Below are 13924 nucleotides of genomic sequence, written 5' to 3' on the forward strand. Positions count from 1 at the left end.
TTTTCTAAGTTTGGACTTCATGATAGCAGCATATTTTCGGTCTTTGCGTCTGTTTGAGGAAGAAGAGATCAATCAGATTGTTCAGCTTTTTGAATATAGAAAGCTGAACAAAAACGACTTTTTTGTTAAAGAGAATCAACCTTGTCATGAGGTTGCATTTATACAATCAGGGATCTTTCGTTCTTATTATAGCAGTACAAACAGGGAAGATATTACCTATTGTTTTCGCTTTCCCAATACCTGGATAGCGGCCTACTCCTCCTTTATTACAGGCGGGCCGAGTACGGAGACCATGCAGGCCATCACCCCTGCCGAACTATGGACGATCAAAAAAAACACCATTGATACACTCGCCACAAATAGCCTAAAATGGACAAAGTACCTTAAAATGATTGCCGAGGAACAATATCTTGAGCTTGAAAAACGCGTCTTTCAATTGCAAAAAGAAACCGCATCACAACGTTATGCCAATTTACTCAAAGATCATCCTGAGTTTATCCAACAGCTTCCTTTACAATATCTTGCTTCTTATTTAGGCATCACACAACGTCATTTAAGTCGTATTCGCAGCGAAATTTCTTTTTAGACATTTGTCCTATAAAGACGGTGGCTCTATCGGTATTTTTGTAATGTAATACGACATCATGCAGAAAAAAATACTTATTATCAATGGTCACCCGAATCGGGAATCCTTCAATTTTGGCATTGCAAATGCTTATCAAGAAGCTGCGGTAGCGTCCGGAGCTACAGTACGAACAATCCATATTATTGACCTTGACTTCAATCCAAACCTTGAATTTGGTTATCGTAAACGGACAGAACTTGAGCAGGACCTACTTCTTGCCTGGGAAGACATCTTATGGGCCGATCATTTGGTCTGGATACATCCCGTTTGGTGGGGCGGTCTTCCTGCCTTGATGAAGGGCTTTATCGATAGACTATTTTTACCTGGACGGGCCTTTCAATACCGCGAAAATTCTCTTTTTTGGGACAAATTGCTAAAAGGAAAATCTGCCCGGATTATTACAACACTCGATCAACCAAGTTGGTATTATGCATTAGTTTACGGCAGACCAAGTGTTAATCAACTCAAAAGATCAACCCTTCAATTTTGTGGAATATCGCCGGTTAAAGTCACCTATATCGGAATTATCAAAACTTCCGATCCTATTAAACGAAATAAATGGTTACAAAAAGTACAACGGTTGGGACACAAACAAGCTTAAGCGCAATCCAAACGCATTAAGACTGCTGGCCAAATGATAATGAGGAGCACTTTTTGCCAAATGGCAATTGCCCTCCGCTTTGCAAGCCCTAGCTTTGACCATAAATTCAAGACAAACGCAATATGGACATTCTAATTGGGCTCCAGTGGGGAGACGAGGGTAAAGGAAAATTCATTGATCTGATCGGAAGCGACTATGATATTATCGCCCGATTTAATGGCGGCGCGAATGCCGGACATAGTATCTATTATCAAGGTAACAAGGTTACACTAAAACTACTTCCATCAGGCATCTTTTCGTCGCATGTCAAAAACATTATTGGCACCGGTGTGGTGGTTGACCCATTAGCATTCAAAGCAGAAATAGAAGAACTAGCGCACATTATGCCAGATCAAGATCTCTTCAATAAGATTTTGATATCCCAAAAAGCGCATCTCGTTTTACCGACCCATCGCTATTGGGATATCTATATGGAACAGTCCCCATTGTATCGCACGATAGGAACGACCAAAAATGGAATTGCGCCAAGCTATTCCAATAAAATACTAAGACAGAACCTTCGTGTTGGTGATATTCACTCGGATAGTTTTAATACTGATGTATATCAAATTTTAAACCGTCAATACAACGAACTACAGCTTCTGGGACAAGAAATGCCCACATTCGAAGAGCTTTACCACGATTTTATTCAAGGATGCACTTCGTTAAAACAAGTGCCAATTATAGATACTGAAATCTTTCTGAATAAAGCAATCCGAGATGGCAAGAAGGTATTGGCGGAAGGCGCGCAGGCAACTCTGCTTGACATCGACCATGGAAGTTATCCCTATGTGACCTCATCAAATACGATAGCCTCCGCAGCCTGTGTAAGCTTGGGTGTGTCGCCTAAACTGGTGGACAAAATTTATGGTGTTACAAAGGCCTATTGCACCCGTGTGGGTAATGGCATTTTCCCAACCGAGATCACAGGACAAGCTGCCAATGATTTGCGGGAAAAAGGAGCTGAATTCGGTTCCAATACCAAGCGTCCCCGTCGTGTCGGCTGGCTGGATCTTCCAGCATTAAAATATGCCATCATGTTAAATGGAGTCACTCAGCTTGTTCTTACGAAAGCCGACATCCTAAACGAAATGGCTGACATCCCCGTCTGTACACATTATGAAATAGATGAACAAAAAATTTCTTTAGCATTTCCTCAATCCGCTGAACAAGAAATTAAACCGATCTGGAAATCTTTAAAAGGTTGGAATACCGATTTCTCTAATATCAAGCAGGCAAACTTACTTCCAGAAACCTTGGGTGCATTTATCTCCTTTTTAGAAGAAGAGTTACAAGTTCCCATAAATTATCTTTCAACAGGACCTCAACGTGAAGAATTGATTAACTTAGCGAAGTAATATAAAGGTAACATGGAGCAATTACTGGAATACATCCGAAAATTTGGACAGCTCGATTTGCGAGAAGAGAACCTAATTCGACAGGCATTCGAAAAAAAAAGTATTCCAAAGTCAAGCTATTTTGTCGCTTGCGGTAAAGTAAACAATAGCATTGCTTTTGTGGAATCGGGGGTATTCCGTTCGCTCTATTACAACAGTAAAGGTGACGATTTTACGCGTTATTTCATCTATGAAGGTCGTTTTATTGGAGATCTTCAGAGCTTCTTGGATCGAACACCTTCCAATGACTATATAGAATCCCTCACAGATACCGAGATCTGGAGCCTCGATTTTGACAATTTTACGCTCCTTGAAAAGGAAATTAAAGTTTGGCCATTGTTGATGGCCAAACTTTATGGTTTTGTAGTGGAAAGCAAGCTAAAAACGGCAAATACCATGATGAATCTCGATGCCAAAGAACGCTACCTGCTGTTCTTAAAGCTTTATCCTGGTTTGGCCAATCGTGTGCCACTAGCCATGTTAGCATCCTATTTAGGGATTACCGCATCATCACTGAGCCGGATTCGGAAAAATATCTAGTACCCTCGCAGCATCTAAATCAAATTGCGCCCCCTAATGCATTAGTCACACGAATACGAATCCTTTCGATCAACTCCGATCATTGCGATAAAATTGTAGCCTGAGCCGTTTTACCAACGATAAAGCAGCCTTGTAGTGAAGACATTATCTTTCAGATCAGTCGAAAAGTTTGGTAAACTTGTGGTTTCGTTCGTTACATGCTCATTATATACGGTCAATTTTATCCTATTGTTAATCTGATAGGCAAGACCATAGCCCAGCGTACTAAACTTAACATCTCCGTCGGCCGTAAAATTATCAGGCATGCCGATTGTCATGCCACTTGCTTTAGTATTTGGATCATAGACATCATACGCTAACAGCGCGGTTATACCGGTCTTAGCAATCTCTTGCGTAAACCAAAGATAATATCCGTTAAATTTACGCTGATAAAGGTCTGTTGTCGGTTGGGTCGTAAAACTTCTGCTTGCGTAAGGTCCTTTGATATCGGCACCACCCGCTACCCCTGGCTGATCACCGGCGACATATTCTGTTTTAAAGCTGGACTTTCCCAAACTACTATCAAATTCCAACTGTAAATTGGCGCCATAATAATTCCGACCGATCGCCCTGCCTTCATTCTCGTCGCTGGTATGTGCTGTATAACCATTGCTATTTGGCGTATAATAAGTTTTCGTATCATTACGAACCGAACCTTTATAGAATGAGCCACCAAATCCCAAATGGAGTTTTTTATCTGCTAGGCTATCAAATTTAAAAGCAAGATTACCGATCAGATCCTTTTTTGAATCGTAATCTTTAGCCGAATGACCACTGCCATTTACCAAGGCTAAATCTAAGTTTAAGAATTTAGCTTTACCGCCAGGGTGATAGCTTACCATCCCTCCAAGATCACGTTCGCGTGGCATCAACGTCTGGAATACACGTGCCCGTTCCGGAAAATCACGATAGCCCGATGAGTATACAATGGAATATCCAAAAGGTCTATTGAACAGACCCGCCGTTAAACTTAAGCCTTTTTGGCTTGGGTGACGCAATTGAATAAAGGCATCCATCAGTTGTACACCGTCTTGAGTAGCATCCAATTGAAAGACAATACTGGAGTACGTATCCACCCGGTCAATTTTAAGACGTCCCCTGCGGATCATAAATCTGTTATCCGAATTCTTTGAAAAATCCCCACCTGAAAAGGACGTAATTCCAGGAGATTGCGCTTTCTGAAACTGTGTCTGAAGGTACCCCGTAATCTTGATATCATGTGGATCATAGCTGGAGGGCGCATTATTATTTTGCGCAAGCGCTACGACAGGACCTATCAGGGCTAAGAGTAAAAGTGCTTTTTTCATGAGAATTTTAAATAAATTATCTTTTTCGCTTGTGATGAAATGATACGAGCAGAATCATTTTTCCTTCTTCTATTCCATCATCTTTCAACGGCGTAAAAATAGATTCTCAATATTAAGTTAATATTAATAAATTGTTAGTCTATTAATTTATATACATAAAATTAACGATTTAGTAATATATCTCGAAAGAGATCGGTCAAGACAATGCGAACTCGCAATCTAGAAGTATCCTTAAAATAAAAAGGCCGATACAAATTGTATCGGCCTTTCAATCCTATTGATTTATACGTTGAATTATTCCAAACCCTTATTATAATCGCTTTCACGAAGAGGGATAGACCAAGTCCATTTATTTTTATCTTGAGGATTAATTGTAACAGCTAAAGATGTAAGGAAATTACCCCCGTTTGCGTTATTTCTTCTCACAATAGCATCTCCCCAACGTTTCATATCAAACCAATCGAATCCTTCGCCCCATAGTTCAACCGCGCGATAAAGTTTGATTTCATTAAGTAGATCTGTACCTGTTTTTGTACAAACATATTTCACATCTCTTCCTGAAGTTGCGTTTAATGCGTTAAGAACACCTTGAACTTCACTTGCTGCTTTATTTTGGAAAAATTTAGCTTCAGCTTCAATAAGATACATCTCGGAAGCCCTAAAGTGATTTAAATTTCCAACACCCGGTAGATCATTCGCTTTGAACTTAAAGTTCATGTAAGCGTAAGGCACTGCATTAGATTGTAAATCTGGAAATGTAGCAAAAGCCCTAGCCTTCATAGTCGCTCCGGCCAATCCTGTAGCTGTTGTGTACGCTTCGCCTTTTGGATCTAAGAAAAGATCTCTTCTAATATCTGTTGAAGGAATTTTATCGAATAGTTCTCTACTGATACATTTAGGCGCTGTTCTAACAGCACTTGCCGACGAATTATAAGCAATATACGATTGAAATGAATAGAAGTATAACGTTTCATCAGACGCACCGTAGCTACTCCAAATCCACTCTCTATTTGGATTTGCAAAGCCACTTTTATACTCTGCATTATTCATCAGTTCATAATTAGCCCGTGCCAAAATAGCATATTTTTCGGCATTGACATAATCCTGTTTATTCAGAGCTGCTCGCGCATAAACCGCATAAGCAACATCTTTGTTTACTTCGTAATTTTTATTTGCATTACGAACTAATTTTGAAGATTCATACAATGAAATGGCATCATTCAAATCCGTATAGATCAAATCATAAGTCTGGCCCAAGGTAGATAAAGGCATATCTCCAGTTGACACATCTTTTCTTAACACCAATCCATTTGTCTGCCCATTATTTGAATCACTCCATCTATTGCCATAGATCTGAGCTAGCATCATGTAACTGTAAGCACGGTAAGTCAATGCTTGCGCTTTTATAAATTGTTTGTCGGCTAAGTTTCCATCCGCAGCATCAATATTTTCGACAATTTGATTTGCGTTACCAATGATTTTGTAGTAATAAAACCAAGGATAATACAGGTAAATGCTTGTTAAGTTTTGATTATAATTTGCATTGATAATGTCTGCCCAGCCACTTAAGTTGACAAAAAAATTGTTTCCAGGATAGTTCCCATAGTACATTTTGATTGTCCCCTCTCCATTAAAACCTTGGCTACCTAAATACTGTTGGGTCATCATTTTTGCCAAACCGTTAACGGCTACTTCAGCATTTTTTGTCGTCTCAAATACTTTAGAAAGCTCAACGGAATCTGTAGGACTTGTATTTAGATAGTCTTTTTTGCAAGAAGAAACAAGAATCATTCCTGCTAACAATACTTTTATATATTTATTATTTTTCATTGTTTGATTTCTTATAATCCAATTTTTACACCAAAAGAAATTGTACGTGGAGTAACCCAAGCATTTGTGCTGGTACCATTCCATTGCTGTTGTGGGTTCATTCCTTTACGTTTTGTCATTGTAGACAAGTTTTCAATTCCAGCAACAACTCTCACGGAAGACAAATCTATTTTACTAACCAATTTTTTTGGCAAACTATAACCCACCGCAATATTCTTGATAACCAAATATGATCCATCAGTTAAGAAACGGTCACTAGTAGCATAATTATTCATACTACTTTGAGAAAAGTTGATAGAAGGAATACCGTTTACATCCAACCTATCCGCCGAGGAGGCTGTCATTCCATCTGGAATACCGTTCCACGATTTCATGATATCGGTGTGTAGCGCACTTGGCGTACCGGACATGGCCATTAAACTAGCATAGGAAGAATCGTATACTTTACCACCGATAGCGTAAGTGAATAACGCTGAGAAGCTGAAGTTTTTATACTCAAAGCTGGTATTGAAACTTCCATTCATTTTAGGAATAACCGATCCGGACCAGCCCCTTAGACCATAGCTAGAAGCATTAGTAACGTAGTATTTTCCATTAATTTCAACAAGTTCCGCTGTAGGGATCTCTGCTTTTCCTGGGGCAGAACCATTCACATTAAAACGCTCTGTGTCCGCCAGGTAAAGTGAACGACCAGTCATCTGATCTACACCCGCATACTTAAACAACCAGAAGTCATAACGGCTTCCGCCTTCAACCCATTTGAAATTACCAGTTACAATTCCGTTCTCCCTATTTTCCTCAGGTAGTGATAATATTTTATTTGTCAACCAAGTCGCATTCGCACCAACATTCCATCTCCATCCATCACCCTTTAACACGTCTACATCAAAAGTTAACTCGAAGCCCCTATTTGACATTGAACCAATATTCCTTGTTACTGTTGAAACTGCACTCGAAGATGATGTTGCTCCAGCAGACAATGGAAGATTAAAATCAAAAATCAAGTTTTGAGACTGCTTGTTAAAGTATTCAAAGCTTAAATTTGCTCGTTTAAATAATCGAGCTTCTACTGCCGCAGAGAACGAACTCGAGGTTTCCCAAATTAAGTCAGGTGAAGGATTTTGGTTTTTAAAGACCGCCCCTGCATTCGCATTTTGGCTTAACTCATATAAGGATAAATAAGAATACTTACTTGCACTTTCATCATTACCTACTTCACCGTAAGATGCTCGAACCTTCAAATCATTAACAGTATTCAGCATATCTTTAAAGAAATCCTCTTTAGATACACTCCAGCTACCACCTAATGACCAAAAATTCCCCCAACGATTGTCTGGGCTGAATCGAGATGAACCATCTCTTCTAAAAGATGCTTCCGCAAAATATTTACCTGCGTAATTATAACGAGCGCGAGACAAGAAACTTTCTACACGATAATCTTCCTGATAGTCATACAGCGACGTAATTTTGGTGAAATTTACCATATCAGTTTGGCCTTCAAAAATTTCATCTGTTTTATAGCCATATAGATAACTCCAGTTGTCAGAATAATTCTCATGTCCTGCCAATAAGTCCAGATGGTGTAAGCCAAAATCTTTGTTCCAAGTCAATAATTGTTGAACTGTATAGTTTTTGTAGCGATAAATATTCCTAGCCGCTCTACCCTGACCGGCACCATCACCTATTATTGCGTTATTATACGTACGACGTTCCGAATTGCGAAGATTAAGATCACCGTTTAGCGTTAAAGTAAAATCCTTAAGAAACTTAAACTCAAGAAAGCCCCTACCATTTACTGTATTACGAACTGTTTGGTCTCTGTTTAATTCATTTTCCCAAATGGTATGTCTTCCGACATATTGCAATCTTGTAGATTCACCGTTATCATACTGTATTTTTCCGGCCTCGTCCAATGCATATGATCCGTCTGCGTTATGCAAATGAATTGGATAAATTGGTGCTATCGATCTTGCATAGTTATACGGATTAACAAATGAACTTGCATCGTCAGAGGAACCACTAATTTGATTTGAGATCTGATGTGAACCTGCTAAGTTAAAGCCATATTTGAACCAATCTTTAGCTTGAAGTTCAGCATTTAATCGTCCAGTAAATCTTTTTAAACCCGAATTTTTAATGTATCCTTTCTCGTCGAGGTATCCTGTCGAATAAAAAACCTTTGCTTTATCTGTAGCGGTAGTTCCATCAATGTTATAATTTTGACGATGTCCAACGCGATCTACTTCTTTAAACCAATCCAAATCGTCTGCATATCCACTTTTTATTTGGGCATCAGAGACAAGCTTTCCATTGGAATCAAATAGTTTATCATCAGCTTTATCATAGATGTTCAATTTCAAATAATTGCTCACCAAAGATTTGGTTGCTTCATCATTTGCAGATTGAACTGTTGGATAGGATGCCGAATTGTTAGTTAGTAAACTATTTCTATATCCCTGCCACATGGCTTCCATAAATTGTCTATCATTCACGCGATCGTATTCGGCAATACCTCTCGAGTAGAAACCTTGGTCTGTTGAGATATTAACCTGAGAACGGCCAGCCTTACCCTTCTTGGTGGTAATAATAATTACCCCATTACTAGCCCGACTTCCATAAAGTGCAGATGATGAAGCATCTTTTAAAACTGAAATACTTTCCACATCATTGGGGTTGATATCGGAGATATTACCACCAAAAGGTACACCGTCCACGACATAAAGCGGGTTGTTAGATCCATTCAAAGATGAAAATCCACGTATCCGTATACTAGGTTCTGCGCCTGGCATACCAGAAGTATTGTTCAGTTGAATACCTGCAGCAGACCCCTCCAAAGCTGCAAATGCATTTGTAACAGGTCTCTTTTCGATATCTTTTGCAGAAACAGAGGTTACGGATCCAGTCACAGATTCTTTTTTGGCAGTACCATAAGCGACTACGACAACCTCATCTAATGCTGTATTCTGATCCTCTAGTGACACGTTGAATAATGACTGTCCATCTTTAACGATTATAGTTTTATCAGAATGACCGACATACCTGAAAACCATTACTTTACCAACAGGAACTGATAAAGAATATTTTCCATTTGCATCTGTTTGAGTAGCAATGTTTGATCCTTGAACGGCAATTGTAACCCCTACCAACGGTTTCCCATCAGCGCCAGTTACACGACCGCTAATCTTCTTCTCTTGCGCAAAAGCAACAGACGACAGGATCATACTCCCCACGAAAAAACTGAGTAGTTTGTGTTTCATATGTTTATGTTTGTTTAAATAAGTAGTTTATCTAACTAAATACGATAAAAGCACCGAAGAAACTTTTAATATATGTTTTTCAAAAGTGATGAGCCCAACAGGCTAATACAGTTAGTGTACAAAAACCATCAACGAAATGTTAAGGTTTTGTTAAAAACAAAGATAAAACAAACTTTTAAAGTTGCAAGAAGAAGTTGGAAATAGAATTAAAAAACTGGAAAACAAACGATATAAATCATAGTATTTCACACAAAAAACGACACAAAAAACACTAAATACCAAACAATTACACAAACAACATACCTCAATCTAAAAAAGTAAATATTTTTTTCATGAAGTAACAACAAATACTGCAATATTTTGTATTTTTCACCATAAAACTACCATTACAATCGATAACAATAAAAAAAAAACACATAACTACTATCAAAAAGACAAAACAATAGTCCAAAACAATCAAAGGCAAAAAAAGATGAACTACAAAAGCTTAAATCCAATATTATATACAAAAAACTTAGACCACACTATTCAGTTCTATACTGAAAAACTCGAATTTACATGTATTGAAAAAAATGAAGCATTGAACTGGGCTTTACTGCGAAGTGGAACCATCGAAATCATGTTTTCGCATCCTGTTGAAAGCATTACTTTTGAAACAGCACAATTTACAGGGTCCTTTTATTTTAACATAGCTGATGTTGATAATTTATGGGAAGAATTGAAGGATAATGCCAGAATATGTTACGAAATAGAAACTTTCGAATGGGGGATGCGCGAGTTTGCTATTTATGATAATAATGGATATGTGCTTCAGTTTGGTAAAAAAATATAGAGGTAGCAAAATACTTGCTACCTCTATATTACATAAAAATTCCTTTTTTGATCTAATTAAATATGTGTTCTGAATTCTTTCAAATTCAATTTGAATGGAACAACAACAGAAGACTTTACAGCCTCCCCGTTTTGGGTTGCTGGTTTCCATTTACCTGCCCTGTTAAGGGCACGTTGCGCACTCGTTAACACGCCATAACCAGGATCATCTTTTAATTTAACACCAGTAATTTTCCCATCTTCTTTCACAATAAAATTTAACTCATAATCACCAGACAAGCCTGCTTTCAGTGCTTCAGGTGGATATTGGAAATTTTTATAGAATTTTTCAATGAAAGTAGACATGCCTTCAATTGGCTCTGCTTTTACTATTGCAGCTGAATTTGCAGACTCTTTAAAGCTCAACACTTTGTAAGGAAAACGTACCCAAGAAGCAATCGGTTTTCCATTTTTCGTAGCAGGTTCCCAATCCCCAGACATTTTAACAGCCTTTAACAAACGTATCCCCATCCCCTTTTCAATATCCTTCGCGATATCAGCTGAATCAATTTTTCCAAATTCATTTACACGGATGTCCAATATGATTTCCCCTGAAATATCTTTAGATATCTCACTATCAGTTAATTTGAAAGAACGATTGACCTGTTTGACAAAACTGTCATATCCTATTTTTGGTAGGGCTGCATTTTCCTGTCCAAAGGAGAATACGCAGCTAAGCATTCCGATTAAGCTAAAAATTATTGGTTTCATAGAATTGGTTTTTTAATAAAGTAACTTTCTTTAAATTACCAAAAATTCTCAATAAAAACAAAAGAGACCTGTATTATGTCAGGTCTCTCTTATTTTATTTAAAAAATTAACGTGCTTTGCTGTATGTATAAACTTCCTTAAAGCTTAATCTTACGGCTCCCATTTGAGTCATAAAATAGCTAACTTCAATCTTTTGAACTTTTCCATCAGACCCGAAAGTAACCTTATTTACTCCAGTTGGATCTAACTGACCATCACGCCCTTGAGAGTTTTGCGATGCAGTTCCATATGCATTTTTCACGCTCGTAATCTTACCGCTACTATCAAAAACGAAAATCGGACACCAGTTTCCATAATTCGTTGCACTTCCTGCTGCAGTTCTAAATATTGTACCATTTACACCGTAGGTATTATCAAAATACAATACACTATTAGCACCATTCGTTTGCAATGAAATATTTTTAGGATATAATCCAACATTGGTTGTTACGACATTGTCAGATGCTGTACCAGCAACTGTATAGATTCCATCGATCGCGTTTTTCGCACCGATATTCACGACCATATTACCGAAATTACCTGAAATAACCCCTGAAGAAACAGTTTTTATTGTCAAACCTAAAGCGTAATCTTCGTCGAATTGAAATTGATCAGGTTTCAAATTAAGAGGTAATATTGCCTCCCGCTCGCCTTTTTTAATGGTCACTTCGGTTGAGCTGAAACTATATACTGACGAAGATAACTCCGCATACTCAGTTTCATTCTCTTCGTTGTATTTTGCAATTAAAGAATTATCTACCGCTATAGTAACCTTAATATCACTCTCGGCTTTCTTCGCGCCAACACATTTTAATTTTAAGTTTAGGACACCTGTAGGAGCTACATCAAAAGCCATAGTGTATAAAGGGATTGAACTCGTTTCACTTGAAGCGGGAACTCCCAAGTCGCCAAACTCAATAACGTTTGCGACAGCACCATCAGCATCAGGCCCGATTAGTTCCTTATCTTTTAAACAAGAGGTCAAGACTAATGGAAGTACTAAAGCTATGGATATAAATTTTATAATTTTTTTCATGTTAATCTAAATTTTATTTAGCCCAAAATATTTTTGTTGCATATTTGTCAACGGTTGGCACATTTGCCGCATTATAACTAAATTCTGTATTTGGATACAATATCCTAGTTGGCAATTTATCAGCTGACGTTGCACGTGAAGCTATTGAAACAAATGTGGTTCTAGCATTCGCGGTGTTGTTTAACCCAACGATCTTAGGATATCCTGTACGACGGTACTCATTCCAAGACTCATGCCCAAATAAGAAATTCAGTGCAATATATTTTTGAGTGATGATTGCCTCTGTCCGCTCAGCTTTAGTCGTACTTCTTTCTATAGGTGTATTTCCTGTGTTGTCAACAAATTTTAAAAAATTCACCAAATAGGAATTTATATTACTTGCTTTATAAGCAACTAAATACGCTTCAGCATCAGCTGCCGATTTTGTAGGTGTATCTGCCTCATTCATATATAAATAATTATACGAAGATTTGATTCCTTTTTCAAAATAACCTTTCGCGGCCTCTTCTCCTCCAGTTATTATTCCCTCTAATGCACCTTCAGCAGCTAAAAATTGACTTTCTGATGCCAGCATTAAAGGTTGTCCAGCTGCAGGACCTTTTATTACGCCCAATCCTCTATAGTTGGTGGCACTAATGGTACCTGAGACAGGACGCATAACCCAAGCCGATGGAGCGATACCTGCTGGAGGATTATCCACATTTCCAAGTTGATTTTTATTGGTTGAAATTCCATTTGCAAATACCAATGATGCTCTTTCCCCATCTGTAATCTTAAAACCGTCATAAAAAGCCATTACATAATTTGTTGGAATAAATTGTGTACCCCAAGTACCTACCGCAGCATTATCAGCCCCATAAGCCCAAGTATTCCACATCGGATTCTGTTTACCAGCAATTTTAGTAAACACGGGCTGTACGATAACATCACTTTCTATTACACCAATATTATCAATTGTTTTATTAGCAAATGCAGCTTTACTTCCAGCTCTTAACACCAATCGCAATTTCAATGTATTTGCAAATTTCGCCCAAGAGGTTGTATTTCCTTTGAAAATGATATCTGCGCTCTTAAATGCGTCGGTAGATGTAGCTGTCTTAAAGAATGCAGTTGCAGCATCCAATTTTTTTGCTAAATCCACATAAATGTCGGCAGCTTTATCATATTTTGGTGTTAGTATTGCAGCTCCCTTTAAAGCTTCAGAGTAAGGAACATCGTTGTACGTATCGACAAGATTCGCGTAATTATAAACTTTCAATATCTCAGCGACCTGTGCAAATAATGCTTTCTCTTCGCCTGATTTGTCTACTACATATTGAAGATCTGTCAATGTATTATATGGAGTACTCCACAAGCCAGTCATAAATCCGGTCGAAAAATCGTAAGTAATCATATCACCCCAACCAGAAACACCACCGGATGTTGCGTAATAACCAACTAACCGTCCGCCATAGGTATTAAATGTAGGTACCGAAAGCGCTGTCGCAACCATCGCCTGAGGTAAAACAAGCTCTGGGGTTGACTGAGTCGGTGAATTTGGATTATCATTAATATCCAATGCCTTTTTACAGGAAGAAGCTACCAATAAAGTAGACATTGCTATGGATAAATATTTTATTTTATTGTTCATGAG

Annotated in this window: 11 protein-coding genes; 5 read left to right on the forward strand and 6 right to left on the reverse strand. The window is 38.1% G+C overall.

Annotated features, from left to right (window positions below; translation table 11 throughout):
- The first annotated feature begins 19 nt into the window (after positions 1 to 19).
- The 4 genes from A9970_RS14330 (at position 20) to A9970_RS14345 (ending at position 3202) form a co-directional block, all read left to right on the forward strand.
- On the forward strand, positions 20 to 586 hold the full coding sequence (locus tag A9970_RS14330; protein WP_182982787.1) for a Crp/Fnr family transcriptional regulator: 567 nt from the start codon (positions 20 to 22) through the stop codon (positions 584 to 586).
- A 58-nt stretch (positions 587 to 644) separates the two neighbouring features.
- On the forward strand, positions 645 to 1226 hold the full coding sequence (locus A9970_RS14335) for an NAD(P)H-dependent oxidoreductase (protein ID WP_182982788.1): 582 nt from the start codon (positions 645 to 647) through the stop codon (positions 1224 to 1226).
- Between the two features lie 122 nt (positions 1227 to 1348).
- Complete coding sequence (locus A9970_RS14340; RefSeq protein ID WP_182982789.1) at positions 1349 to 2623, forward strand: adenylosuccinate synthase; 1275 nt, start codon at positions 1349 to 1351, stop codon at positions 2621 to 2623.
- Between the two features lie 12 nt (positions 2624 to 2635).
- A complete protein-coding gene (locus A9970_RS14345) occupies positions 2636 to 3202 on the forward strand; it encodes a Crp/Fnr family transcriptional regulator (protein WP_182982790.1) in 567 nt (188 codons plus the stop codon).
- 110 nt (positions 3203 to 3312) lie between these two features.
- Here the strand turns inward: A9970_RS14345 and A9970_RS14350 are convergent, their stop codons facing one another.
- The 3 genes from A9970_RS14350 to A9970_RS14360 all read right to left on the reverse strand — a co-directional run bounded on the left by A9970_RS14350 (position 3313) and on the right by A9970_RS14360 (position 9635).
- Positions 3313 to 4548: a porin gene (locus A9970_RS14350; protein ID WP_182982791.1), complete on the reverse strand. Its 1236-nt coding sequence runs from the start codon at positions 4546 to 4548 to the stop codon at positions 3313 to 3315.
- A gap of 294 nt (positions 4549 to 4842) precedes the next feature.
- The gene (locus tag A9970_RS14355) at positions 4843 to 6378 is read right to left on the reverse strand and encodes a RagB/SusD family nutrient uptake outer membrane protein (protein WP_182982792.1); all 1536 of its coding nucleotides are present in this window, start codon (positions 6376 to 6378) and stop codon (positions 4843 to 4845) included.
- Between the two features lie 11 nt (positions 6379 to 6389).
- On the reverse strand, positions 6390 to 9635 hold the full coding sequence (locus A9970_RS14360) for a TonB-dependent receptor (RefSeq protein WP_182982793.1): 3246 nt from the start codon (positions 9633 to 9635) through the stop codon (positions 6390 to 6392).
- Between the two features lie 472 nt (positions 9636 to 10107).
- Between A9970_RS14360 and A9970_RS14365 the strand changes: the two genes are divergently transcribed.
- The gene (locus A9970_RS14365; protein WP_182982794.1) at positions 10108 to 10467 is read left to right on the forward strand and encodes a VOC family protein; all 360 of its coding nucleotides are present in this window, start codon (positions 10108 to 10110) and stop codon (positions 10465 to 10467) included.
- 56 nt (positions 10468 to 10523) lie between these two features.
- Here A9970_RS14365 and A9970_RS14370 read toward each other — a convergent pair whose 3' ends face one another.
- From A9970_RS14370 to A9970_RS14380, 3 genes are all read right to left on the reverse strand, one after another.
- Entirely contained in the window at positions 10524 to 11216 is a 693-nt protein-coding gene (locus A9970_RS14370) for an energy transducer TonB (RefSeq protein ID WP_182329929.1), read from the reverse strand.
- Between the two features lie 106 nt (positions 11217 to 11322).
- Positions 11323 to 12291, reverse strand: coding sequence for a DUF1735 domain-containing protein (locus A9970_RS14375; protein ID WP_182982795.1), 969 nt, complete (start codon positions 12289 to 12291; stop codon positions 11323 to 11325).
- A gap of 13 nt (positions 12292 to 12304) precedes the next feature.
- The gene (locus tag A9970_RS14380; protein ID WP_182982796.1) at positions 12305 to 13921 is read right to left on the reverse strand and encodes a SusD/RagB family nutrient-binding outer membrane lipoprotein; all 1617 of its coding nucleotides are present in this window, start codon (positions 13919 to 13921) and stop codon (positions 12305 to 12307) included.
- Positions 13922 to 13924 lie beyond the last annotated feature (3 nt).

The sequence above is a fragment of the Sphingobacterium sp. UME9 genome (assembly GCF_014170215.1).
Taxonomy (GTDB): Bacteria; Bacteroidota; Bacteroidia; order Sphingobacteriales; family Sphingobacteriaceae; genus Sphingobacterium; species Sphingobacterium paramultivorum.

Excerpts from the sequence above, each read along its gene's own strand:
- A9970_RS14350 (WP_182982791.1), bottom strand. The coding sequence starts at position 4,548 with ATGAAAAAAGCACTTTTACTCTTAGCCCTGATAGGTCCTGTCGTAGCG.
- A9970_RS14340 (WP_182982789.1), top strand. The coding sequence starts at position 1,349 with ATGGACATTCTAATTGGGCTCCAGTGGGGAGACGAGGGTAAAGGAAAA.
- A9970_RS14330 (WP_182982787.1), top strand. The coding sequence starts at position 20 with ATGATAGCAGCATATTTTCGGTCTTTGCGTCTGTTTGAGGAAGAAGAG.
- A9970_RS14380 (WP_182982796.1), bottom strand. The coding sequence starts at position 13,921 with ATGAACAATAAAATAAAATATTTATCCATAGCAATGTCTACTTTATTG.
- A9970_RS14375 (WP_182982795.1), bottom strand. The coding sequence starts at position 12,291 with ATGAAAAAAATTATAAAATTTATATCCATAGCTTTAGTACTTCCATTA.
- A9970_RS14335 (WP_182982788.1), top strand. The coding sequence starts at position 645 with ATGCAGAAAAAAATACTTATTATCAATGGTCACCCGAATCGGGAATCC.
- A9970_RS14370 (WP_182329929.1), bottom strand. The coding sequence starts at position 11,216 with ATGAAACCAATAATTTTTAGCTTAATCGGAATGCTTAGCTGCGTATTC.
- A9970_RS14355 (WP_182982792.1), bottom strand. The coding sequence starts at position 6,378 with ATGAAAAATAATAAATATATAAAAGTATTGTTAGCAGGAATGATTCTT.
- A9970_RS14360 (WP_182982793.1), bottom strand. The coding sequence starts at position 9,635 with ATGAAACACAAACTACTCAGTTTTTTCGTGGGGAGTATGATCCTGTCG.
- A9970_RS14365 (WP_182982794.1), top strand. The coding sequence starts at position 10,108 with ATGAACTACAAAAGCTTAAATCCAATATTATATACAAAAAACTTAGAC.
- A9970_RS14345 (WP_182982790.1), top strand. The coding sequence starts at position 2,636 with ATGGAGCAATTACTGGAATACATCCGAAAATTTGGACAGCTCGATTTG.